At 40.8% G+C, this 25,154-nt stretch carries 18 protein-coding genes; 15 read left to right on the forward strand and 3 right to left on the reverse strand.

The window, feature by feature from the left end:
* Positions 1–288: 288 nt before the first annotated feature.
* Complete coding sequence (locus BCR25_RS04210) at positions 289–2,430, reverse strand: GH92 family glycosyl hydrolase (RefSeq protein WP_069662378.1); 2,142 nt, start codon at positions 2,428–2,430, stop codon at positions 289–291.
* Between the two features lie 3 nt (positions 2,431–2,433).
* Complete coding sequence (locus BCR25_RS04215) at positions 2,434–3,468, reverse strand: GntR family transcriptional regulator (protein WP_069662379.1); 1,035 nt, start codon at positions 3,466–3,468, stop codon at positions 2,434–2,436.
* 162 nt (positions 3,469–3,630) lie between these two features.
* On the opposite strand from BCR25_RS04215, the gene BCR25_RS04220 reads away from it, so the two are divergent.
* From BCR25_RS04220 to BCR25_RS04240, 5 genes are all read left to right on the forward strand, one after another.
* A complete protein-coding gene (locus BCR25_RS04220; RefSeq protein ID WP_069662380.1) occupies positions 3,631–4,920 on the forward strand; it encodes a glycoside hydrolase family 125 protein in 1,290 nt (429 codons plus the stop codon).
* 29 nt (positions 4,921–4,949) lie between these two features.
* Complete coding sequence (locus BCR25_RS04225; RefSeq protein ID WP_069662381.1) at positions 4,950–7,637, forward strand: alpha-mannosidase; 2,688 nt, start codon at positions 4,950–4,952, stop codon at positions 7,635–7,637.
* Positions 7,638–7,654: 17 nt separating this feature from the next.
* Entirely contained in the window at positions 7,655–8,509 is an 855-nt protein-coding gene (locus tag BCR25_RS04230; protein ID WP_069662382.1) for an ROK family protein, read from the forward strand.
* Position 8,510: 1 nt separating this feature from the next.
* Entirely contained in the window at positions 8,511–9,785 is a 1,275-nt protein-coding gene (locus BCR25_RS04235) for a family 20 glycosylhydrolase (protein WP_069662383.1), read from the forward strand.
* A gap of 147 nt (positions 9,786–9,932) precedes the next feature.
* Positions 9,933–12,668, forward strand: a complete 2,736-nt coding sequence (locus BCR25_RS04240; protein WP_069662384.1) for an endo-beta-N-acetylglucosaminidase — start codon at positions 9,933–9,935, stop codon at positions 12,666–12,668.
* Positions 12,669–12,882: 214 nt separating this feature from the next.
* Here BCR25_RS04240 and add read toward each other — a convergent pair whose 3' ends face one another.
* Positions 12,883–13,905 carry an adenosine deaminase gene (gene add, locus BCR25_RS04245; RefSeq protein WP_069662385.1) on the reverse strand — a complete coding sequence of 341 codons (1,023 nt, stop codon included), beginning with the start codon at positions 13,903–13,905 and terminating at the stop codon, positions 12,883–12,885.
* A gap of 315 nt (positions 13,906–14,220) precedes the next feature.
* Between add and BCR25_RS04250 the strand changes: the two genes are divergently transcribed.
* From BCR25_RS04250 to BCR25_RS04295, 10 genes are all read left to right on the forward strand, one after another.
* Entirely contained in the window at positions 14,221–15,234 is a 1,014-nt protein-coding gene (locus BCR25_RS04250) for a LacI family DNA-binding transcriptional regulator (protein ID WP_069662386.1), read from the forward strand.
* Between the two features lie 138 nt (positions 15,235–15,372).
* Positions 15,373–16,674: a pyrimidine-nucleoside phosphorylase gene (locus tag BCR25_RS04255; protein WP_069662387.1), complete on the forward strand. Its 1,302-nt coding sequence runs from the start codon at positions 15,373–15,375 to the stop codon at positions 16,672–16,674.
* 18 nt (positions 16,675–16,692) lie between these two features.
* Entirely contained in the window at positions 16,693–17,355 is a 663-nt protein-coding gene (deoC, locus tag BCR25_RS04260) for a deoxyribose-phosphate aldolase (RefSeq protein WP_069662388.1), read from the forward strand.
* A 25-nt stretch (positions 17,356–17,380) separates the two neighbouring features.
* Entirely contained in the window at positions 17,381–17,776 is a 396-nt protein-coding gene (gene cdd / locus BCR25_RS04265; RefSeq protein WP_069662389.1) for a cytidine deaminase, read from the forward strand.
* A 218-nt stretch (positions 17,777–17,994) separates the two neighbouring features.
* Positions 17,995–19,101 carry a BMP family lipoprotein gene (locus BCR25_RS04270; protein WP_069662390.1) on the forward strand — a complete coding sequence of 369 codons (1,107 nt, stop codon included), beginning with the start codon at positions 17,995–17,997 and terminating at the stop codon, positions 19,099–19,101.
* A gap of 196 nt (positions 19,102–19,297) precedes the next feature.
* Complete coding sequence (locus BCR25_RS04275; RefSeq protein WP_069662391.1) at positions 19,298–20,863, forward strand: ABC transporter ATP-binding protein; 1,566 nt, start codon at positions 19,298–19,300, stop codon at positions 20,861–20,863.
* A complete protein-coding gene (locus tag BCR25_RS04280) occupies positions 20,856–21,989 on the forward strand; it encodes an ABC transporter permease (RefSeq protein WP_069662392.1) in 1,134 nt (377 codons plus the stop codon). The genes BCR25_RS04275 and BCR25_RS04280 overlap by 8 nt, the downstream gene beginning before the upstream one ends.
* A complete protein-coding gene (locus BCR25_RS04285) occupies positions 21,989–22,951 on the forward strand; it encodes an ABC transporter permease (RefSeq protein ID WP_069662393.1) in 963 nt (320 codons plus the stop codon). Before BCR25_RS04280 ends, BCR25_RS04285 begins: the two co-directional genes overlap by 1 nt.
* 195 nt (positions 22,952–23,146) lie before the next feature.
* The gene (deoB, locus tag BCR25_RS04290) at positions 23,147–24,313 is read left to right on the forward strand and encodes a phosphopentomutase (protein WP_069662394.1); all 1,167 of its coding nucleotides are present in this window, start codon (positions 23,147–23,149) and stop codon (positions 24,311–24,313) included.
* A 10-nt stretch (positions 24,314–24,323) separates the two neighbouring features.
* Positions 24,324–25,142, forward strand: coding sequence for a purine-nucleoside phosphorylase (locus BCR25_RS04295; RefSeq protein WP_069662395.1), 819 nt, complete (start codon positions 24,324–24,326; stop codon positions 25,140–25,142).
* Positions 25,143–25,154 lie beyond the last annotated feature (12 nt).

The following is a 25,154-nucleotide window of genomic DNA, read 5'->3' on the forward strand; positions in this document are numbered from 1 at the left end:
TTTCAACATTCCTCCTTGAAAAAAAGTACAGAAGGGGCTATTCTACTTATAGAAACAATTTATTTTTATACGCAGGTTCTAAGACCTAATGATTGGTACAAATAAGTAGAATGATCTAGTTTGTCCCTCAAGGTTACTTGGAGAAGAACCTCAATAAGCGATCGACCTACAAGCCACTCCTGTCATCTCTAAGTATGACAGGAAAAAGCCTGCAGGTCGATCACTTTCGTTTTCATTCTGTTTGGTGAGGGTGATAGCCCTCATGGGTGTTTGTCTCAGCCTCCTCGTTTACATACTGAAAGGCAGCTGTTCTGCTGTATAATTTTTAGGTCTAGGAACAACTCCTAATGAAAAATGAATTTCTGCTCCGTCTAGTAAATCCTGATGTTTGAAGAAGAGTGATTCGTACGGTGAATCGTTAAAGTGAATATGATCAACAAATTGATGTTGTTCTTTATTTGGGTCAGCAGTGATCGTTACCGTTTTGCCATTTGATAAATGCATAGTCACTTTGTCAAATAAAGGCATTCCAACAACGTACTCGCCTGATCCAGGACAAACTGGGTAAAATCCTAAGGAGCTAAAGATATACCAACCAGCCATACTTCCGTTATCTTCGTCACCAGGATAGCCGGTAATGCTGTCATTAAAAGTTTGAGTCATTAACTGTTTCAGTAATGGTTGGGCGAACTCTGGCTTACCTAAATAGTTGAACAAGTAAGGTAGATGAAAACTTGGCTGATTTGAGATCGCCAGTTGACCAAAATCAATCGCTGCCATTTCACTCATTTCATGGATTTCAAATCCATAGCCTTTTACATCAAAAGAAGGCTTTTGATTGCACAGGTCGATTAGTTTCTGTAGGAATTTCTCTTGACCGCCGGAGGCTTCGATCAAGCCTTTAAAGTCATGATAGACAGCGAAGCTACTTTGCCAAGCACTGCCTTCTGCGTAATCTTCCCCCCATTGATGACAATTGAAAGGTTCCTTGAACTGTCCATCTAGCTGTTTTGCTCGCATAAATCCTGTTTCTGCATCGAAAATATTCAAATAATTCTTGGCTTGTTTTTGATAATACTCAGCAGTTTGTGTTTCATTTAGTTGTTTTGCTACTTGATGGATACAAAAATCGCTGTAGCAATAATCTAAGGTGTGGTTGACTGATTCATGATATTTCGCCGGAACGTAGCCGTAGGTTAAATAATCGTTTGTTCCCTGTCGGCCGTAGTTTTGATTTTCACTTTGGACAGTAGCCCCTGTGATCATTGCTTCTAAAAATTCAGGCATTAAATCTGGTCGGATATTTTTCACTGCGGCATCGGCGACCACTGCATCGATCAAGGTTCCTGGCATCAAGCCACGTTCATCTGGCGATAACCATTTAGGCAGATAGCCGCTTTCTCGATAGCTGGTCAAAAAACCTTCCAGCATTTCCTCATATTTGTCCTGTGCGATCAAGGAATAAAGAGGATAAACCGTTTTGTACGTATCCCAAAATCCGTTGTTCGTGTATAGAATACCAGGCTTGACTTTCTTAGCTAAGGTATCGTAATGAATGGCTTTTCCTTGTGCATCTTTTTCATAAAAGGTTTGTGGGAATAAAAATGTTCGGTACAGATTATGGTAAAACGTCGAGCACCGCTCTTGATTTCGATCTTGGATGTCGATTTTGTTGAGATACTCCTGCCATTGATTTTCTGAGTGTTTAAGGTAATCTTGTGGTTGCCAGTGCGCTTCACGAGACAGGTTTAAGGCTGCCTGTTCATTACTGATAAAAGAAGTACCAAACTGAACGACTTGCTCTTCAATATCGCCAAAAGAAAAAGTTACACACTCATTTTCACCTGATTTTTCCAAGTTGGCAGCATTTAGTAAAGGCTGTTGAAAATGCAAAGTAAAATAAAATGAAAATTGCGGATCTTCGCAGCCAGCATAATTGATGATCGATCCAGAAACGGTATGATCATCCTCGATAACTAACTGATACTTTCCTGGTAAGGAGAGAAGTAAGCTGGCTGCAGCTTGTGTATAACGCGTTGTCAAAACACCACCATACATGCTTGGAATTAGACGAGTCGTCAGCTGGTAGCGCTGTGCAGTGAGTTCTAAATAACTAGGGTTAAAAACGCTTTCATCCGGTCGGTAAGAAGACTGTGCATGAAAGACTGACTCTTCTTTTAAAGAGCCGTTAAATGGTAAAAGGACTAAGTAACTAAAATCCCCCATCCAAGGGCTTGGCTGATGTGTTAAACGAAATCCTTGAAACACATGGTCTCGCGGATTGAACCACCAGCTGCCGTTATCGCCGTTTGTTTGAGGAGCAAAATAGTTCATCCCAAAAGGTACACCTGTATAAGGCAGGCAATTACCATTGGAAAAAGAGTGTTGATTATCTGTACCATGTCTTGTATCGATTGATCGTGGGTCCATTCATTAAATCTCCTTTGTCGAATGTCGAATGATTTGGTTTACAGGAACTTGTTGGTCAGTTGGAACAATTTGCTGTTCGATCCACTTTATGAGCATTTCGCCAGCTAGTTTCCCCATACCTTTAAAATCTTGTGCGATGGTTGTTAAAGCTGGATCGATCAGTGAAGCCGCTTGAATATTATCAAAGCCTACAACAGAGAGTTGGGAGGGAATAGCGATATTGGCACGTTTTATTTGGTTCATCAATGCAATAGCAACTAAGTCGTTTTCACAAACCACACCAGTAATGGCGTTTTCTAACAAGTAGTTCACGGTTTGCTCACCTAAAATAGCTTGTTTATCTGACAATGCAGTATGGAAAGACAGGTGTTGCTCCTTGGTTGCGTGGATATAGCCTAAGTACCGCTGGCGCACAGATTGAGGCAAGGATGACTCACCAAAAATATAAGCGATCCGCTGATGTCCAAGTGAAGCCAAATAGGTAGTAGCCATTTCACCTCCAGAAAAGTTGTCTGACTGAACGGTTGGATAAGGCAGGTCGTGAATTTTTTTATCTAAAATAATGACTGGGAATTGTTGAATCGATAGTTCAAATAAGGTATCTAAAAAATCCTCGGTATTGTGCGCATAATAAATCATGCCGTCAAAATCTGCCATGATATCCGCAGCTTGCTTATTGATCAAAAATTCTGTTGAAGACATGATGACTTCATAGTGATGCTCACTAGTGATAGGCGCTAAGCCTTCGTTAAAGTTTCCCAAAGAAAGGTCGTTAACAAAGGGAATCAAAAATAGAATCCGTGCGACGTTCTTTTTCTGTGGCTTTCGTGTTTGAACATAGCTGCCTTTCCCTTGAATACGATAAATCAACCCTTGATTTTCTAATTCAGTCAGTGCTCGTTTGGATGTGATTCGGCTGACTTGATACGTTTGAGATAGTTCCTTTTCAGTGGGAAGCTGTGCGTGCTCTTGTAATTGACCAGATTCGATTGCCTGTAATAAATCATCGATGATTTTTTTGTATAAAGGTTTTGTCATAGTCGTTCTCCTAAATGTGAAATGATATATCATTAAAAGTAGTTTAACATAGAGGGAAAAGAACGTCAATTTGCGTTTTTATAAAAAAAACAGTAGACAAAACGCTTTCATTAGCATATACTTTCGTTGTGAAATGATATATCAAATTAACGGAGGGTACTTATGGCTTATACAAAAATTCCTGCTTCAGTTCAACAATTTATGGAAACGATTACTAATTTATGTGGAGAAGAACATGCTGGTTGGGCGGAAAACTTTAATGCGGCATTTGCGAATACCTTGACAACAACGGTTAAAAAACAAAGTGACGGCACGACCTTTTTATTGACTGGAGATATTCCGGCAATGTGGCTACGTGATTCAACAGCACAAGTTCGTCCGTATTTAGTAATTGCAAAAGAAGATCAAGAACTCAAAGAAATGATTGGCGGGCTTGTTCAGCGCCAATTTAGATATATCAACATTGATCCCTATGCAAATGCGTTCAATGAAACAGCAAATAATGCTGGACATCAAACCGATCATACCGAAATGAATCCGTGGATTTGGGAACGGAAATATGAAATTGATTCATTGTGCTATCCTGTTCAGTTAGCCTATTTATTATATAAAAACACTGGCTATACGAAGCAATTTGATCAAAATTTTGTTGAAGGCGTGGAGAAGATTCTGACTGTTTTTGAAACAGAACAAGATCATCAGCAATCACCATACACCTTTGAAAGAGATACTACACGTTTGGAAGATACACTTCCAAATGATGGAAAAGGCGCTGAAGTTGGCGTGACCGGGATGACATGGTCTGGCTTTCGTCCTAGTGATGATGCTTGCCGTTACGGCTATTTAGTGCCTTCCAATATGTTTGCGGTCGTTGTTTTAGGCTATCTAGAAGAAATTTTCTCAACGATTTTAACAGATACGGCTATTGTAGACAGAGCTTCTAAGCTAAAAAAGGAAATCGATGCAGGCATTCAAAAATACGGGCAAACAACAAATCAGCAAGGAGAGCAAGTATTTGCTTATGAAGTCGATGGCTTAGGCAATAGCAGCATCATGGATGATAGTAATATCCCCAATTTACTGGCGGCTCCTTATTTAGGCTATGTAAATGAAACTGATTTGATATATCAAGCGACACGGAAAACAATTTTAAGTAAGGAAAATCCTTATTTTTACGAAGGCAAATATGCCAAAGGGATCGGCAGCTCTCATACGCCGGAAAATTATGTTTGGCCAATTGCGCTGGCGATGGAAGGGATGACTACACAAGACAAAGCAGAAAAAGAACGAATCCTAGATTCCCTAGTTGCAAATGATGGCGGCACTCATTTAATGCACGAGGGTTTTGATGTCGATAATCCGGACAACTATACACGTGAATGGTTTTCTTGGGCGAATATGATGTTTTGTGAGCTAGTGATGGATTACTTTGATATTCGTGTAGCACGTTAAAAAATGATTGAAATAGAGGGAGAAAAAATATGAAGAAAAAAGTTTATATCGTATCACATTCTCATTGGGATCGTGAATGGTACATGCCGTATGAGCAGCACCACATGCGTTTAGTTGAGCTGATGGATGATGTGTTGGAATTGATTGAAACAGATCCGGCATTCGATAGTTTTCATTTAGACGGGCAAACGATTATCTTAGATGATTATTTACAAGTGAGACCTGAGCGTAAAGAAGCTGTTCAACAAGCGATTACAGCTGGAAAATTGAAGATTGGACCGTTTTATATTTTGCAGGATGATTTTTTGATCAGTTCGGAATCAAATGTCCGTAATATGTTGATCGGTAAAAAGGAAAGTGAAAAGTGGGGCGCTTCAGTAGAGCTAGGTTATTTCCCTGATACCTTCGGAAATATGGGACAAACTCCGCAAATGATGAAACAAGCCGGCTTAGAAACAGCGGCTTTTGGCCGAGGTGTGAAACCAGTGGGCTTTAATAACGAAGTCTTAGACGATGAAAATTATACTTCTCAATATTCAGAAATGTGGTGGCAAGGTCCAGACGGAAGCACGATTTTAGGGTTATTATTTGCGAACTGGTACAGCAATGGTAATGAAATTCCAGCAACCAAAGAAGAAGCTGTAGCTTTTTGGACGCAAAAACTGGCAGATGCCGAAAAATTTGCTTCTACGAATCATTTGTTGATGATGAACGGAGTCGATCATCAGCCTGTTCAAAAAGATGTGACCAAAGCAATTGCGTTAGCGAATGAATTATTTCCAGAATACGAGTTTATTCATTCTAATTTTGAAGACTATTTAGAGGCTGTCCGTCAGGAGCTACCTGAACAGGTTGGAACTGTTCAAGGTGAGCTGACCAGTCAAGAAACCGATGGCTGGTTTACTTTGGCAAATACGGCTTCTGCTAGAGTTTATTTGAAACAATGGAATACCAAGGTCCAAAGGCAGCTGGAAAATGTGACAGAACCGCTGGCTGCGATGGCCTATGAGCTGACAGGAAGCTATCCTCATGATCAATTAGATTACGCGTGGAAGTTACTGCTGCAAAATCATCCTCATGATAGTATTTGCGGCTGTTCAGTCGATGAGGTGCATCGTGAAATGATTCCGAGATTTGAAAAAGCTAATGAAGTCGGTCGATATTTAGCATCCGAAGCGTTGGAACAACTGACACGTGAAATCGCAACGGAAGAATTTCCAGAAAATAGCTATCCATTTGTTGTATTCAATACATCCGGCTATGTGAAATCAGAAACGGTCAAAGTCAACGTAACGCTTGAAAGAAAACTTTTCAAAGAAGGTGTGCCTCATGAATTGTGGCAAGTGCTAGATGATAGTCAAACACCTAAATTTGAAGTGATCGATCAACAAGGGAAAGTAATACCAGCAGTTATTTCAGCTCCAGAAGTTCATTTTGGTTATGATTTGCCTAAAGATCGTTTTAGAGTACCGTATATGGCTAAATCTGTCGAAGTAGAGCTTTTGATCAGCGATTTGTCAGCCTTTTCGTGGACAACTTTTGCACTTCAAGAAACAAATGAAGTAAGCCAAGAATCTCAAGCAACAATGATCAAAAGTACAGAACCTTTTGTGCTGGAAAATAGCTGTTTAAACGTTAAAATTAATGGAAATGGCACATTAAAGGTATACGATCAAGCTTCTGAACGTAGTTACGATGAGTTGTTGGTTTTTGAAGATACTGGAGATATCGGGAATGAATACATTTTTAAACAGCCTGAAGCGGCAACGCCGATTTTATCGAAGGAACTTCCTGCAGAAATTAGCGTTGTGAAAGATGAACCGTTTATCGCACAAGTAAAAATCGTTCAGCAGATGATGATTCCTGTGTCCGCAGATGATTTGTTGGAACAAGAGCAACAAGCAGTCGTTGATTTCCGCTATCGCCAAGCCAAACGTTCAGCGACAATGAAGCCATTAACGATCACAACGCTTGTGACAATGGAACAAGACTCTTCTCGTTTAGCCTTTGAAACAACGATCGACAACCAAATGAAAGACCATCGTTTACGTGTGCTGTTCCCGACTGGAATTGAAACGGACACGCATGAAGCGGACAGCATTTATGAAGTGGTGACACGACCAAATCAAGTCAGTAAAAGTTGGGAAAATCCGACGAATCCGCAGCATCAGCATGCGTTTGTCAATCTTCATGATGAAAAAGCTGGGATCACAGTTTCAAACTACGGTTTGAATGAATATGAAATTTTAGCAGAGAAACAAACGATTGCGGTGACCTTATTAAGAGCCGTTGGCGAAATGGGCGATTGGGGCTATTTCCCGACACCAGAAGCACAATGCCAAGGTCAGATTGCGTTCCAATATGGTATCGATTTCCATGGAGCAAGCGCTACTCGTTACGAAACGTATCAAAGAGCTTACAGCGCGCAAATTCCTTTTAGTGTCAAACAAACAGGTCGTCACGAAGGGAAACTGGCAACTAAAGACAGCTACTTAACGGTGGAAGGAAGCACATTTGCTGTTACAGCGATGAAAAATAGTCAAGAGGATCAGCTAGTGGTTCGCGGCTTTAATATGAGTGATCAAACAGAATTAGTGACACTTGAAAAACAATCTGCTAAAGCCCGTCTGTTGAATTTGCTTGAAGAAACACAGGAAGAAGAAATCAGCGAAGCGCTGAAAGCTTATGAAATTCGAACGATCGGTTTTGAACGATAAGAAGAGGAGCAGATGGAATGAGTTATTATGGATCGATTGAAGCTGGCGGAACAAAATTTGTTTGTGCTGTGGCTGACGAGGAGTTAACAATCGTTGAACGAATCAGTTTGCCGACAACATTGCCAGAAGAGACTTTAGCGAACGTATTTGATTTTTTCGATCAGTACGAGTTAAAGGGGTTAGGTGTTGGCTCATTTGGACCGATCGATGTCAACGTACAATCAGCAACCTATGGCTATATCACCTCTACACCAAAAAAAGGCTGGAGAAATGTTGATCTTTTAGGGCTGCTTAAAGAACGATATGCAATTCCTATTGCTTGGACGACGGATGTCAATGCTGCAGCTTATGGAGAAATGCATTTAGGGGCTGGGAAACAGACGCAGAGCTGTTTGTATCTCACTGTTGGAACAGGTGTAGGCGGTGGCGCTGTTGTTCAAGGGGCAGTGCTGCAAGGATTTAGTCATCCAGAAATGGGGCATATATCAGTCGCTCGTTATCCAGGCGATACAATGGAAAGTGTTTGTCCATATCATGAACAATGTTTGGAAGGCTTGGCTGCAGGACCGGCGCTGGAAAAACGGACAGGGATAAAAGGACAGCTATTGCCGGAAGATCATGAGGCGTGGGGAGTCGAGGCATTTTATTTAGCTCAGGCATTGATGAATTATACCTTGATCTTATCGCCAGAAAAAATTATTTTAGGCGGCGGGGTCATGAAACAAGCGCACTTATTAGAAAAAATTCGTCGATCGTTGGAAGTTCAATTAGGCGGTTATGTAAATGTACCGGAAGAGTATATCGTCGGGTGTGGTCTAGGTGATAATAGTGGCACGCTGGGTTGCCTACTTTTAGCCAAAGAAGGTGTTTGAGATGACACAGGAGGTGGAGATTTGTCTCTTTTTGGATAGTCGGTTTTGGCATAAAAAAAGGAGCATTATTTCTTTATATCATCAGCTTTTGCATAAAAAAGTTCGGTTTGTACGTTCTGAAGAGGCAGCGGACATAACGGTTGTCTTTTCTCCTAAATTGAAAACGACTTTTTCTGTGGAAAGAGAGGATCCTTTGCTGATTTTAGCAGGGGATCCCGTTTCTGCTTTTCAAGGGGTGATGTATGCGGCGAGGCACTTTAGAACAGGTAGACGTTTGGCGTTAGGCGAAAAAATTCCACGTCTAGCGGAGCGAATCATTATGTTGGATATTGGCAGAAAATATTTTTCACCGTCATTTTTGCGGCAGTTACTTGATGAAATGGCCTTATTTGGATTTAATTATTTACAGCTTCACTTTTCAGAAAATACAGGATTGAGAATTGAATCCGAAAGCTATCCCGAACTTGTGTCAGAAGAACATTTGACGCGTGAAGAAATTCGGGCGTTGATTCATTATGCTGCTGATCGTTGTATTGAAATCATTCCTGATCTTGATACCCCAGGGCATATGGAGCATTTATTAAAAAATTACCCAGAGTGGCAGTTGGAAGAGCAAACGGATTATGGCCGGCAGTCGGTTCCTGCTGCTTTAGATATAACCAATCAAGACGCAATCGCGTTTGTTTTTTCTTTGTATCGAGAGTATTTTGAGCTGTTTTCTACCAGTCGTTATTTTCATATTGGTGCCGATGAATTTATCGATTTGGATCATTTGGCACGTTATCCAGCTTTAGCAAATAACGGTCAAGAAAAGTTTGAGGCATACGTTAATTCAGTTGCTGCGCTGGTGAGACAAGCAGGTTTTATTCCTAGAATTTGGAACGATGCTTTTTTTAGACGTGGGGAAAACAGCGGGTTAAGTAAAGAGCTGGAGATCACTTATTGGACAAAGTGGCAAAGAGAAATGGCTCCAATTCAAAGATTTTTAGAGGAAGGATATACAGTAATCAACTTCAATGACAACTATCTATACTATGTGTTAGGGGAAAATGCGGGCTATTCTTATCCCACTGCACACAAAATCGAGAAGCAATGGCAACCAGAACTATTTTCATCTGAACAACTGATCGATATAACGAATCACGAGCAATTAAAAGGGGCAGCAGTAGCTGTTTGGTGTGATCAGCCAGAAGCGAAAGAAGAAAAGTCTGTGCTGATAGATCTGATCGAATTGATGGAGGCTTTTTCTGCACATATCTACCTGAATAAAAAATAGAAGCGATTTATCTATAGAAAGAATACCTATACTTTTTGATTAAACTCCTATAATTTATCTATTTATAAATTGGATAGAAAGCGCTAACATTTTGTTGGAGAATGAATAATGCTGAATTAAGGCAACTAACAGAAGGAGGTTCATTCGTTGAAAAGAAAAAAATGGAAAAAGTTGTTTTGTCGCTCGGTCCTGCTACTGGCTATTACTACTGGAATAACCGTTTGGGGAACAAGTATAGCTCGAGCAGAATCACTTGGCACAGGTGGAATTCCGATTGATGAGCAAATTCCGCAAGCCACTGCTTTGTTTCCGGAAGAGCTGTTAAATTGGAATGCAGCAAGCGATCCAGATGCCCCTTTTAACCTTTCAAACGTTCCATTGGCATCACGTGTACAGGGAGCGAAGATGAATGAAGATCAGAGTATAGAAGCGAAGGTTCTCTCGATTGCGATCGTCAATCGTCACACCAAAGGTACGCCTGCGCAAGGTGGAACAGACAAAGCTGTTTATAATTTTACGAACTGGCAATATGTTGATACCTTAGTTGCTTGGGCTGGTTCTTCTGGTGAGGGGATCATCGTTCCACCCAGCGGGGATGTGACAGATTCAGCTCATCGAAATGGTGTACCAGTGATGGGAACGGTTTTCTTTCCACCGGAAGCATATGGCGGGAAAAGTGAATGGGTGGAACAATTTGTGCAAAAGGATCGTAAAGGGCGGTTTCCAATGGCAGATAAACTATTGGAAATGTCTGTAGCTTACGGTTTTGACGGTTGGTTTATCAATCAAGAAACCAACGTCGATGCGCAAACTGCTAGTGCGATGAAAGAATGCTTAAGTTATCTACAAGCTAAAAAGCCGAAAAATCAACAAATTATTTGGTATGATTCGATGATCCCGTCAGGTGCAGTTGCTTGGCAAGGAGCGCTGAACGAAACGAACCAAGGGTATTTTCAAGAAGGAAAAAAACGAGTTTCAGATAATATGTTCATTGACTTTCGCTGGCGTGATTTAGCACCTTCTAAAGCAAAAGCCAAGCAGTTGGGGCGTGATCCCTATGACCTTTTTGCAGGAATCGATGTTCAGGCGAATGGCGTGAATAGCAGTAGAAAGCCAAGCAGCATTTTAGATGAAAAGGGTCAACCAATCGTTTCGCTAGGACTATATTGTCCCGACTGGACATTACGTGACGGCGCTCAATATGACCTGGATCGTTACTGGAAGAATGAGCAGTTGCTTTGGATCAATCCACAAGGTGATCCTCGATCTGTGGACAGTACTAAAAATGAATGGCAGGGTGTTTCTCGCTATTATGTCGAAAAGACGCCAGTCACACAGTTTCCTTTTTTGACAAATTTCAACGTTGGGAATGGCGATGCCTTTTATTTAAACGGAACAAAAGCGAAAGAAGGGACATTTAATAATCGAAGTATTCAAGACGTGCTGCCTACGTATCGTTGGGTCATCGATAATGCTGCAGACAATCAGCTAACGGCAGCTGTTAGTTATGAGGATGCGTATAATGGTGGTTCATCAATCAAATTATCCGGCCAAATGACAGCAGAACAGCCAACCTCCATCAACTTATATGCGGCTAAAGTCAAAGCCTCAGCATCTGAACAAGTGTCCGTTGTGACCAAGGGTGTAGATGAGGTGTCATTAGTTCTGGAAACAAAAGGAAAAAAAGAATCAGTAACCCTTCAAGGGGAACGTAAACAGGTAGAAAATGGCTGGACTCGAACAACCTATTCACTAAAACCAGTTGCAGGTAAGGAAATAACATCTGTTGGGCTGGCTTTAAAAAATGCACAGACTGCTCCGGCAGAAATTTATTTAGGTCAGTTAAAGCTGGGCAAAGAAAAAACAACACCTGTTAGTAAAGTTGAAAAAATGACATTCTCAGGTAAAACGATCGTTGATGATAAAACGGAAAATATCCGTATCACTTGGAAATCGAAAGGGAAAAATACAGCGTCCTATCGCATTTATCGTGAAGATGCTGGACAACTGCAATTTGAAGGAGAAACAGCTAATACGTCATATACTCTGCTAAATCAAGAGCGAGCAGCAGATACGGCTGTCTATCATGTGGTCCCAGTTGATCAGCATGGACGAGAAAATCAAGGGAAAGCCACGAAGGCAGTCTATACTTTTGAAACCTTGAAACGACCAGAAATAACAATCAACGCAAATAAAACATTGGTTTCTGTTGGAGAGCCAGTAACGTTAACTGCAACTGTATCGAAATCAACAGAAAGCATCGATTGGGAAATTATCGGCGGGAATCCGCAAAATATCTCAGGACAAGACGTGACAGTGACCTTTGATGAAGCAGGAAGCTATACTGTGAAAGCGACAGCGAGGAATTCTGCTGGTGAAACAGAGCTCATTCAGGAAGAATATATCTATGTTTACGATCAAACAAGCGGCATTGTTAGTCAAAATCTATCGCTCTTACCGACGACCACAGCAACAGAAGGTTCTGGTTATACAAACGATGGCGAAAGTTACCGTTTTGCTTTGGATGGCGATTTGAGTACAAAATGGTGTGATAACAGTAGCGATAAACCATGGATGATAGTAGATTTAGGTTCGGTAAAAACGATTGCTGGATTTGAACTGTTTCATGCCGGAGCTGGTGGAGAAAGTGCTGAATGGAATACACAAGAGTATGATATTTCGGTCAGTGAGGACGGAAAAAACTGGACAACAGTAGTTCAAAAACGCGGGAATAAGGCCGACACTAGCCAAGATGCTATTCGTCTCGTTGAAGCTCGTTATGTTAAATTAGAACTGAAAAAAGCCGAGCAAAATGGCAAGACAGCGAGAATTTATGATTGGCAGATCATTGGTGTGGATCAAACAGGAATAGTGAAGCGTTAAAACACAAAGGATAACGTGAATTTATGAAATAAAGGATCGATTGATTTTCAAAAAGACACTAAAAAAATAGCGGTCGTTGGGACAAACCCGATGTTTAGTTTGTTCCAACGACCGCTATTTTTAAATAAAAGATGAGACAAAAGCAGGGCCATCAGAGCTAGCAAAAAATTCATGAAAATTGTTCTTCAAATTTCTTGAGCTAAACGAATGACCTCTAGTTTGTCTGTTCAAAATAAGCGGTTGTCAGCCGATCATGAAGCACTTGTTTTTCTTCTTCGGAAATGAATGCACCGGTAACTGCATTGTGGTTCAACAACTCCATATCTTGATACGTGATGCCATACCATTCATGCAGTTTCATAAATTCATCTGTTAAAGTTGTGGTAGAGACCGTTCGATTATCGGTATTGATACAAACTTTGATGCCTGCATCTAAAAATTGTTGAAACGGATAGTCTTCTAAGCGAGTAACGGTTCGTGTTTGAAAATTACTAGTCGGACACATTTCGATCAAGGTTTGCTGATCCCGAAGAAGTGGGAAATAATCGGGGGTATCCTTTAAAGCAATTCCGTGTCCGATTCTTTTAGCACCAAGATAGACAGCATCTGCAACATTTTTACCGCAACCGCATTCGCCAGCATGCAGTGTTAAAGGGATTGCTGACTGTTCCACAAGGGTTAAAATTTCTTCGAATGTATAAGGTGGGAAATCTATCTCATTACCGGCGAGATCAAAACCTGCGACACCGGAATGCTTGTATTCTTTTGCTAAATGGACGATTTTTTCAATGGCAGACAGCTCTTCATGGCGCATACCGCATAATAAGGCATTGCTTTTGACACCAAAGGTTTCTTGTCCTTGATTTAATCCTGTCAGCACAGCAGTTACAATTTTCGGTAAAGAGAGACCTTTTTGTGTATGCAGTGAAGGGGCGAAACGAACTTCAATATATTGAATGTTTTCCTCAGCAGCTTGACTGATTAAATCAAATGCGGCTAATTGTAAGGCTTCTTCCGTTTGTAAGCAAGTCAGTACAAGATCAAATCGCTGTAAATAATCATTTAAGTCATGACAATCTTTAGGCGCCGCCAAACATTCTGTCAGTTCAGCTGTAGAGGCCGGTAACGAGATAGCTTGTTGTTCCGCAATTTTGCGCAATGTTTCAGGTCTGATGGATCCGTCTAAATGGCAGTGTAATTCAATTTTTGGTAGTTTTTTAACAAGTGCACGTTTCACAAGATCATCCTTTCGAGGTACATTTCTGACAAGTATTTTGAAGACTTTAACATGGCGAAGAAGCCGTGTCAACATAATAAAAAAATCTGTTAGACTAAAAAATGGTAGACACTAAACGATAGGCCAATCATCAAAAACAGGCGTTTATAAGGCTTAAGATTGCTGAAAGTCGTTTGGTTGTTCCATTATCTCAAAAATATTTTTGTTGATTAAACTATTCTAACGAGATAATTTCTGATACACTGAACTCATTCAAGAAGTATTTTGAAAACGTTGACATATTTGGTAGGTGTGTCGTTAAAGGGAGAATGAAGGATGAAATTGACCATTAAGGAAATTGCTGATATGGCGGGAGTCTCAGTTACAACCGTATCTCAAATCATCAATAACAAGGGCAGCCGGTTCAGTGAGCAAACAAGGAAAAAGGTTTTAGCAGTGGTAGAAGAATATGACTATAAACCAGATTATTTTGCGTCTAATATTATTACTAGGCATTCAAAAACAATTGGCATGGTAGTGCCAGATGTGACTGATTTTTTCTTTGCCAAAGTGATCGAGGGAGTAGAAACCTATCTTAATTCGCTGGGCTATATGATTTTACTATGTAACTCAAAACACGATGAAGAAAAAGCGGCGCAGTACGTGAGTGAGCTTGTGCATCGATCGGTTGATGGCATCATTTTTGCTACACCGAATATTTTATCTGCGGATCATATTTTAAGAAATAAGAGTAAACGAAAAGTACCGGTGATTCTAGTCGATCGAGGGATCAATCCAAGGGAAAACGGGCGTCTTATCGTAAAGGAATATGAGGGCGCTTACCAAGCAGTTTCTTTACTGATCGAGCAAGGACACAGACATATTGGCATGCTGAAGGAAAATGATGGTTATTACAAATTGACTGAGCGTGTCACTGCGTATAAGCACGCATTGAAAGATCATGGGATACCGATGAGAGAAGAATATATGGCTAATGGCGATCTAAATTTAGGCGGCGGCTACGAAGCGGCGAAAAAAGTGTTGAGCAACGAAAAAATCACAGCGATTTTTTGTGGGAATGATGAAATGGCGATGGGAGCCTATCAAGCGATCGAGGAATGCGGGAAAAAAATTCCAGACGATATTTCTGTCATTGGCTTTGACGGTTTAGAAATTTCTGAATATCTAGTGCCAGGGTTAACGACTGTCTATCAACCAAGCTTTGATATTGGTTTTTACGCAGCACAATTTTTAGTGGAAGCGATCGATCATCCAGAAGGAAAAATACCAAATAAAATTTTTGAAACAACATTTATTTTAAGAAATAGTACGAAATCGATTGACAAGTAAGGATTTTTGATTTAATGTTCGTGTTATAAGCGTTTTCAAAAAATGGAAGCGTTAGTAAACTGTTTTACTAAAAGGTTTTAACCTTAATAATTTTAGTGTATAATACATCCTTGGGGATTAGTTCGGAGGAAAAAGAGCATGAGAATGGTCGATTTGATCGAGAAAAAACGAGATGGACAAGCATTAACAGAAAAGGAAATTCAATTTATTGTTTCTGGATATACCAAAGGGGATATTCCTGATTATCAAATGAGTGCACTTTTGATGGCGATCTTTTATAAAGATATGACTGATGAAGAGATTACCACGCTGACTCTAGCGATGGCTGATTCAGGTGAAATGATTGATTTGTCATCTATTCAAGGAATCAAAGTAGATAAACATTCCACTGGCGGTGTTGGAGATACGACAACATTGATTTTAGCTCCTTTAGTTGCTAGCGTCGGTGTTAGTGTGGCGAAAATGTCTGGTCGCGGTCTCGGCTATACCGGTGGGACAATCGATAAATTAGAAGCAATTCCGGGCTTTCACGTGGAGTTGCCGGATGAAGAATTCATGCGTTTGGTCAATGAAAGCCATGTTGCAGTGATTGGTCAATCGGGCGATTTAGCGCCAGCTGACAAAAAACTGTATGCGCTTCGTGATGTGACTGCAACAGTCGATTCTATTCCGTTGATCGCAAGCTCGATCATGAGTAAAAAAATCGCAGCTGGAGCAGATGCAATCGTTCTTGACGTGACCACTGGCGAAGGTGCCTTTATGAAGAGTATCGATGAAGCTCGTCGTTTAGCTAAAACAATGGTTCGGATCGGACAGTTGGCAAATCGTCAAACAATGGCGGTCATTTCAGACATGTCTCAACCTCTGGGCGAAGCGATCGGCAATAGTCTTGAAGTCGTTGAAGCGATCGAAACCCTTCAAGGGAATGGTCCGGAAGATCTCATGGAAATGTGTTACATCCTAGGCAGCCAAATGGTTGTTCTAGCGAAAAAAGCAGAGACGCTGGATCAAGCAAGAGCTATGCTAGAAGAGGCTTTAGAGTCTGGCAAAGCGTTGGATAAATTCCGTGAAATGATCAAGAATCAAGGCGGCGATGACAGCATTATCGATCAGCCAGAGCGCTTATTGACTGCGAAATATCAAATCGAGTTGCCAGCAAAATCAACTGGAACGATCCAAAAAATCGTCGCAAACGAAATTGGGATCGCGGCTATGTGGTTAGGCGCAGGTCGTGCCACCAAAGAAGATTCGATTGATCACGCAGTAGGCGTTAAGCTGCACAAAAAAGTTGGCATGCCGGTAGAGGAAGGCGAATCGTTACTAACGATTTATGCTAACTCTGATTCGATTGAAAATGTGAAAGAACTTTTATATAAAAATATCGAAATTGGCAGTTTCGGAGCGGAACCTGAGCTGATCCATGATATAATAACAGCATAAAGGATGTGTATAAAAATAATGGAATTAAATCAAATGATTGACCACACTATTTTAAAAGCGGATGCGACAGAAGAGGCAGTATTACGAATTATTGAGGAAGCTAAGAAGTATGAATTTTTCTCGGTTTGTATCAACCCTTGTTGGGTAGCTTATGCAAAAGAACATTTGGCAGAAACGTCAGTTGATGTTTGTACAGTTATCGGTTTTCCACTAGGGGCAAATACGTCAGAAGTAAAAGCCTACGAAGCAACAGATGCAATCAACAACGGTGCTACAGAAGTTGACATGGTTATCAATATCGGTGCACTAAAATCAAAACAATACAAGAAAGTCCTTAAGGATATCCAAGCAGTTGTCGATGCGGCGAAAGGCAAAGCCTTAGTCAAAGTCATTATTGAAACAGCCTTACTAACAGATGAAGAAAAGATCAAAGCTTGTGAGCTTGCGAAAGAAGCTGGCGCTGATTTCGTTAAAACTTCAACAGGCTTCTCCACTGGTGGAGCTACCGTTGCGGATATCAAGTTGATGCGTGAAACGGTTGGACCAGACATGGGCGTGAAAGCTTCAGGCGGTATCCATAATGAAGCCGAAGCAACTGCAATGATCGAGGCTGGAGCTACACGTATCGGTACAAGTGCTGGTGTGGCAATCATGGAAGGCGCAACAGGCGCAGGTTACTAATCTAGAAAAAGAAGGCGGCGGACAAATGACAGCGAAACAAGAATGGTTGGCGATTGCCGATGATGCGTTGACAAAGGCTTATGTACCTTATTCTAACTTTCCAGTTGGAGCATGTCTTGTAACGAAAACAGGACAGACGTATCAAGGTGTCAATATCGAGAATGCTTCTTACGGTTTAACGAATTGTGCCGAGCGAACAGCGATTTTTAAAGCAGTTTCAGAAGGCGCTCGTGATTTTCAACATTTGGTTATTGCTGGACATACACCGGCACCTATTTCGCCATGCGGGGCTTGCCGCCAAGTAATGGCAGAATTTTGTGCGCCTGATATGCCGGTTACGTTAGTTGGCGAACAGGGTGTCATCAAAGAAACGACAGTCGCTGAATTGTTGCCGTATGCATTTACAGAGAAGGATCTATAAGGAAAAAGAAGCCTTCTTTGATTTGACAAGATCCATCGACAAGAATCAACTCACTCGACAAGTGTATAAGCACTTGGTGCACACAAATACAGAGTTGAGGTAATAAAAGTATCTGAGCTGTTGCTCGAGGTCTAAACGGTTTATTCCGTTGTTCAATTGTTTCATTCAGTCGTTCGGCTGTTGAAAATATAAAACTATTATTAGGGGGCTTTACAGAAATGAAAAAAGCGAAATTATTTGGTTTTGGCTTGACTGCGCTAGCATTAACACTTATGTTGGCAGCTTGTGGCGGTGGTAAGAACAGTTCAACAGATTCAACAGGTGGAAAATCTGCTGACGGAGATGCAGCGCACAGCGTAGTTATCGTGACTGATATCGGTGGGGTAGATGACCGCTCATTCAACCAATCAGCTTGGGAAGGGTTACAAGCTTGGGGGAAAGAACATGATCTGAAAAAAGGAGCAGACGGTTTTGATTACATCCAATCAAACGATGCTTCAGAATACGTAACAAACATTGATACAGCTGTTTCTAACGGATTCAAAACAGTATTTGGGATTGGTTATTTATTAGCTGATTCAATCAGTACAGCAGCTGATGCAAATCCAGATACACAATTCGGTATCATTGATAGTGTCATCGAAGGCAAAGACAATGTCGTTTCTGCAACATTCAAAGACCAAGAAGCTTCTTATTTAGCTGGTGTAGCAGCCGCTCATACAACAAAAACAAACACTGTAGGATTCATCGGTGGTGAAGAAGGCGCGGTTATCGACCGTTTTGAAGCTGGCTTCCACCAAGGTGTTATCGATACAGCAAAAGAATTAAACAAAGATATCAAAGTTGAGATCGAATATGCAGCATCATTTGGTGATCCTGCTAAAGGGAAAGCTTTAGCTGCTTCTATGTACCAAAAAGGCGCAGACATCATCTTCCACGCTTCAGGCGGAACAGGACAAGGTGTCTTCCAAGAAGCAAAAGACTTAAACGAAACTGGTTCAAAAGACAAAGTTTGGGTTATCGGTGTTGATAGCGATCAAGACAAAGAAGGTAAATATAAAACAAAAGATGGTAAAGAAGATAACTTCACTTTAACATCAACACTTAAAGGTGTAGGTGCTGCGGTTCAAGATATCTCTAACCGTGCCTTAGAAGACAAATTCCCTGGCGGAGAACATTTAGTTTACGGTTTGAAAGACGGCGGTGTTGATTTAACAGATGGTTACTTATCAGACGATGCAAAAGCGGCTGTTGAAAAAGTAAAAGAAGAAATCATCGATGAAAAAATCACAGTTCCAGAAGTACCAAAAGACGTAAAAGAATAATTATTACTTTGTTGGAAGAGAAGCCTAGGCTTCTCTTCCAACCTCAATTAAGAGTTTGTTAAGCTCTTAAAGAAGGAAAACGAAACAGTTTAATGTTCATTTTCTTTCTTTAAGAGCCTAAAAGCTACTTTATTTTTTAAGCAGTACCGTGTCAAGTAGAGAATGTAAGTGATTAAATCGTTAGGATGTGAAAAATGTGGCTCAAGAAAACTATGTAATTGAGATGCGCAATATTACTAAGCAATTTGGAACATTCAAGGCCAACGACAACATTAATTTGACTGTTCGGCCAGGAGAAATTCATGCTTTGCTTGGTGAAAACGGCGCCGGGAAATCGACCTTGATGAATATTTTATCAGGTTTATTAGAACCTACTTCTGGAGAAATATTCATGAATGGGTCAAAAGTCTCTATCAACGGACCGACTGCAGCCAATCGTTTAGGGATCGGGATGGTCCATCAGCACTTTATGCTGGTAGATGCGTTCACTGTAACTGAAAATATCGTTTTAGGAAGTGAACCGACCAACGCAGGAGTGCTTGATCGTAAAAAAGCTACGGCAGAAATCAAACGTGTATCAGAACAATATGGATTATCTGTTGATCCAGGTGCTTATATTCGTGATATCTCTGTAGGGGCACAGCAACGTGTAGAAATTTTAAAAACGTTATACCGTGGAGCAGATGTACTGATCTTTGATGAACCGACAGCTGTGTTAACACCTCAAGAGATTGATGAGCTGATCGAAATCATGCAAGGGTTAGTTAAAGAAGGAAAATCGATTATTTTGATTACCCATAAACTAGACGAAATCAAAAAAGTAGCAGACCGCTGTACAGTTATCCGTCGTGGTAAAAGTATTGATACGGTCAATGTGAAAGACGTGTCTTCTCAACAACTAGCAGATATGATGGTAGGTCGTGCAGTATCGTTTAAGACAGAGAAAAAAGCGGCTGTTCCTAAAGAAGTAGTCTTATCAGTGAAAGATTTAGTTGTAAAAGAAAGCCGTGGATTAGAGGCTGTCAAAGGACTTAGTTTAGATGTTCGTGCAGGTGAAGTTGTCGGCATCGCAGGGATCGACGGTAATGGTCAAACGGAATTGATCCAAGCATTAACTGGTTTACGCAAAGCAGAGAGCGGTTCAATCGAATTAAAAGGAGAACCAATCACGAATAAGCAGCCACGTTTTATCACTGAAGCGGGTGTGGGACATGTTCCAGAGGATCGTCATAAATATGGTTTAGTTTTGGATATGACCTTAGCTGAAAATATCGCTTTACAAACCTACTATAAAAAGCCATTAAGTCAAAGCGGTGTGTTGAATTACAATCAAATCAATGCATATGCACGTCAGTTGATTGATGAATACGATGTTCGAACAACCAATGAACTTGTTCCAGCTAAAGCATTGTCCGGTGGGAATCAGCAAAAAGCAATCATTGCCCGTGAAGTCGATCGAGATCCAGACTTATTGATCGTTTCACAACCAACGCGTGGACTAGATGTTGGAGCAATCGAATACATCCACAAACGTTTGATCGAACAACGAGACAAAGATAAAGCAGTACTATTAGTTAGTTTTGAACTAGAAGAAATTTTAAATGTTTCTGACCGCATTGCAGTTATTCATGCTGGAGAAATTGTGGGGATCGTTGATCCAAAAGAAACAAGTGAAAACGAATTAGGATTATTGATGGCAGGTTATTCATTAGAAGAAGCCAGAGCAGAATTAAGTCATAAGGCAGGTGAGGCAGTTGAATAATCGGGCAGAACAGTTACGGAATATTTTAGTCCCTATTTTATCAGTTGTAATGGGCTTTATTCTTGGTGCAATTATTATGCTTATGTTTGGATATCAGCCAGTAGCTGGATATCAAGCGATGCTGCAGACGGCTTTTCAAAGCCCTAAAAGTGTCGGTGAAATTTTTGTAACAGCAGGACCGTTGATTTTTACAGCGTTAGGATTTGCAGTAGCAAATTCTGCGGGATTCTTTAATATCGGGCTTTCGGGCCAAGCCTTATGTGGGTGGGTAGCAAGTATTTGGGTGGCTTTATCAATGCCTGATGCCCCACGTTTGGTTGTATTACCAGTAGCGATAATCACTGGAGCTTTGGCTGGTGCTGTTGCGGCAGCGATTCCGGGCTTCCTTCGGGCCTTTTTTGGAACAAGTGAAGTAATCGTAACAATCATGTTGAATTATGTTTTCCTTTATACAAGTACACATATCGTCAACAATGTTATGTCAGAAAAAATTATCAGCAACAAAGGTGTGACTAAAGTCATTGGTGAGAACGCTAGCTTAAGAACCGCATTTTTAAAAGAAATCAGCGGTGGCTCACGTTTGAATATCGGAATCTTTCTTGCGTTGATTTTCTTAGTATTGATTTGGTTTTTAATGAAGAAAACAACTTTGGGCTATGAAATTCGTTCAGTTGGGTTGAACCCATTTGCTTCAGAATATGCTGGGATGAGCAGCAAACGGACGATTGTGATGTCGATGGTCATCTCTGGGGCATTGGCTGGTCTTGGCGGCGTAGTTCAAGGTCTAGGAACATTTGGTAATTTCTTTGTTCAAGGATCATCATTGAGCATCGGATTTGACGGAATGGCGATCTCCTTACTTGGAGCCGGCAGTTCTGTCGGGATTTTGCTCTCTGCGCTATTGTTCAGTGTCTTGAAACTCGGTGGACAAGGGATGCCATTGCGTGCAGGCGTTCCAACAGAATTAGTAGATGTGGTTATTGCTTCGATCATTTTCTTCGTAGGAATCAGCTATCTTATTCGTTTCCTATTAGCGAAAACTTCTGGTAGCAAAAAAGAAGTGGCAATCGTTGAAGAATTAGAAGGCAAAACGGATCCGACTAATCAAGAAGGAGGGAAAATCTAATGGAGATTGCATTAATCGCTGTATTAGCGCCGATTATTACACAAACTTTGGTTTATTCTACTCCTCTGGTCTTTACGGCTTTAGGCGGTACTTTTTCTGAACGTAGCGGGATCGTCAATGTAGGACTTGAAGGAATCATGGTGATGGGGGCATTTAGTTCGGTTGTCTTTAACCTGACTTTTGCTGACACATTAGGAGCGGCAACGCCGTGGATCGCCTGCTTGGTTGGTGGTGCGGTAGGTATGTTGTTTTCAGTTCTGCATGCTGTTGCCACTGTTAATTTACGAGCAGATCATATCATCAGTGGAACGGTAATCAATCTGATGGCACCGGCATTGGGCATTTTTCTGATCAAAGTAATTTATGGAAAAGGCCAGACGGATACGATTACGCGTTCATTCGGTTACTTTTCGTTCCCTATATTAAAAGATATTCCAATCATTGGAGAACTGTTCTTTAAGCAAACGACACTGCCGGCATTTGTGGCAATTTTAGTATCTATTATTGCTTGGTTTGTTTTATTCAAAACTCGTTTTGGGTTACGCCTGCGTTCAGTTGGCGAAAACCCACAAGCGGCAGATACACTGGGCATCAATGTTTATCTGATGCGTTATTCAGGAGTATTGATTTCTGGATTTTTAGGCGGTATTGGTGGTGCGGTCTTTGCCCAATCAATTGCTGGCCGATTTGCGGTAACAACGATTGCCGGACAAGGATTCATTTCAATGGCGGCTATGATCTTTGGTAAATGGAATCCGCTAGGTGCGATGGGAGCAGCATTATTCTTTGGCTTTGCTCAAAATATCAGTATCGCTGGTTCTAATATTCCGGTGATTTCATCGATTCCAGCCGTTTATCTACAAGCTGCACCGTATGTTTTGACCATTATTGTACTGGTTGTATTCTTAGGAAAAGCTTCCGGACCAAAAGCAAATGGGCAGAATTATATCAAATCCAAATAAATAATTTAAGTATAAAAGGGCGGGTTACTGGGGTTGTGAATAAAGCGTTTAGCTTCTAGAAATAAGAAAAATTCACGGAAATTGCTTTTTAAATTTTGTGAAGTTCAGCTTATTTCTGAAGCAACTGCTTTTTTCACACCGTTTTTCCTAGCTCTTTTTATTAATAGTTACTATATCAAAGAAAGAAGGATGGTTATGTTTAAACGTGTGCATTTAATTGTTATGGATTCAGTCGGAATCGGGGAAGCGCCAGATGCTGAAAAATTTGGCGATGTCGGTAGCGATACATTAGGTCATATTGCAAAAGAGGCAGGCTTGACGATTCCTAATTTAGAAAAACTAGGATTAGGCACGATCGCGCCTCTTCACAATGTAGAAGCCGTTGCTGATCATTCAGGCTATGCAACTAAATTAGAAGAAGTTTCAGTGGGGAAAGATACAATGACTGGTCACTGGGAAATTATGGGGCTGAATATTCAAAAACCATTCCGTGTTTTTCCAGACGGCTTTCCAGAAGAATTATTAAAACAGATCGAAGAATTTTCAGGACGTAAAATCGTCTGCAACAAACCATATAGCGGCACAGCAGTTATTGACGATTATGGTAAACATCAAATGGAAACAGGGGACTTGATCGTTTACACGTCTGCTGACCCAGTTCTGCAAATCGCAGCACATGAAGAAATCATTCCATTAGAAGAATTGTACCGCATTTGTGAGTATGTACGTGAAATCACTAAAGATGAACCATATATGATTGGACGAATCATTGCACGTCCTTATCTTGGCGAACCAGGCAACTTCACTAGAACAAGCAATCGCCACGACTACGCTTTAGATCCGTTTGGACATACAGTGTTAGATTCATTAAAAGAAAACGGTAAGGATGTAATCGCAGTTGGGAAAATCAACGATATCTTCAATGGACAAGGGATTACAGAATCAGTTCGTACGAAGAGTAACATGGATGGTGTCGATCAATTATTAAATGTAATGAAAAAAGAGTTTGATGGCTTAAGTTTTACTAACTTAGTTGACTTTGATGCGTTATATGGACATCGTCGGGATGTAGTTGGTTATGCGCATGCAATCGAAGCTTTTGATTTGCGTTTACCTGAAATTATCGATGCGATGACTGATGATGATTTACTAATGATTACAGCCGATCATGGAAATGATCCGACTTTCCCGGGAACAGATCATACAAGAGAATATGTACCGTTATTGGTTTATAGCAAAAAAATGACCGAACAAGGTAGTTTAGCGCAAGGACATTATGCAGATATTTCGGCAACGATCGCTGAAAATTTTGGGGTTGCTCAAACTGAAAATGGCGTAAGCTTTTTGAATAAATTGGTATAGGAGAGAGACGATGACAAAACTAAGTGAAATGTTAAAAGAAACAACTAGTTTTCTAAAAGGCAAAGGAATCGGAGAAGTAGACTTTGGATTGATCCTTGGTTCCGGCTTGGGTGAATTAGCAGATGAAATCGAGGATGCGATTGCTATTCCATTTTCTGAAGTGCCGCATTTTGCAGTTTCTGCCGTTGTGGGTCATGCTGGAAAACTAGTTTATGGTACTCTTTCCGGCAAAAAAGTATTGGCCTTGCAAGGTCGTTTCCACTATTATGAAGGTCATTCAATGCAAACGGTCACTTATCCAGTGCGAATGATGGCGGCAATAGGGGCACATTCAATTATCGTGACCAATGCAGCTGGTGGGGTGAATGAAAGCTTTACACCGGGCAATTTAATGTTGATTACCGATCATATCAATTTCACTGGAGATAATCCGTTGATCGGTGAAAATGAAGAGGATATGGGACCACGCTTCCCTGATATGAGTCGGGCATACACACCAGAGTACGCTGAAATAGCTAGAAAAGTAGCGAAAGAACAAAATGTACTGCTACAAGAAGGTGTCTACATGGGATTCTCTGGACCAACGTATGAAACACCAGCTGAAATTCGGATGTCTCGAGTAATGGGGGCTGATGCAGTGGGAATGTCGACTGTTTCTGAAGTAATCGTTGCGGCTCATAGCGGATTAAAAGTATTGGGTATTTCATGTATCACGAATTTAGCGGCTGGAATGCAAAGCACATTGAATCATGCAGAAGTTGTAGAAACGACAGAACGCGTGAAAGGGCAATTCAAAGAGTTGGTAAAAGCAACATTGGCAGCACTATAAAAATCAATAGAA

Origin of the sequence: Enterococcus termitis (genome assembly GCF_001730305.1) — a bacterium.
GTDB lineage: Bacteria > Bacillota > Bacilli > Lactobacillales > Enterococcaceae > Enterococcus_L > Enterococcus_L termitis.

Coding starts and splice junctions, on each gene's coding strand:
- BCR25_RS04210 (WP_069662378.1), bottom strand. CDS start 2,430: ATGGACCCACGATCAATCGATACAAGACATGGTACAGATAATCAACAC.
- BCR25_RS04215 (WP_069662379.1), bottom strand. CDS start 3,468: ATGACAAAACCTTTATACAAAAAAATCATCGATGATTTATTACAGGCA.
- BCR25_RS04220 (WP_069662380.1), top strand. CDS start 3,631: ATGGCTTATACAAAAATTCCTGCTTCAGTTCAACAATTTATGGAAACG.
- BCR25_RS04225 (WP_069662381.1), top strand. CDS start 4,950: ATGAAGAAAAAAGTTTATATCGTATCACATTCTCATTGGGATCGTGAA.
- BCR25_RS04230 (WP_069662382.1), top strand. CDS start 7,655: ATGAGTTATTATGGATCGATTGAAGCTGGCGGAACAAAATTTGTTTGT.
- BCR25_RS04235 (WP_069662383.1), top strand. CDS start 8,511: ATGACACAGGAGGTGGAGATTTGTCTCTTTTTGGATAGTCGGTTTTGG.
- BCR25_RS04250 (WP_069662386.1), top strand. CDS start 14,221: ATGAAATTGACCATTAAGGAAATTGCTGATATGGCGGGAGTCTCAGTT.
- BCR25_RS04255 (WP_069662387.1), top strand. CDS start 15,373: ATGAGAATGGTCGATTTGATCGAGAAAAAACGAGATGGACAAGCATTA.
- deoC (WP_069662388.1), top strand. CDS start 16,693: ATGGAATTAAATCAAATGATTGACCACACTATTTTAAAAGCGGATGCG.
- cdd (WP_069662389.1), top strand. CDS start 17,381: ATGACAGCGAAACAAGAATGGTTGGCGATTGCCGATGATGCGTTGACA.
- BCR25_RS04270 (WP_069662390.1), top strand. CDS start 17,995: ATGAAAAAAGCGAAATTATTTGGTTTTGGCTTGACTGCGCTAGCATTA.
- BCR25_RS04285 (WP_069662393.1), top strand. CDS start 21,989: ATGGAGATTGCATTAATCGCTGTATTAGCGCCGATTATTACACAAACT.
- deoB (WP_069662394.1), top strand. CDS start 23,147: ATGTTTAAACGTGTGCATTTAATTGTTATGGATTCAGTCGGAATCGGG.
- BCR25_RS04295 (WP_069662395.1), top strand. CDS start 24,324: ATGACAAAACTAAGTGAAATGTTAAAAGAAACAACTAGTTTTCTAAAA.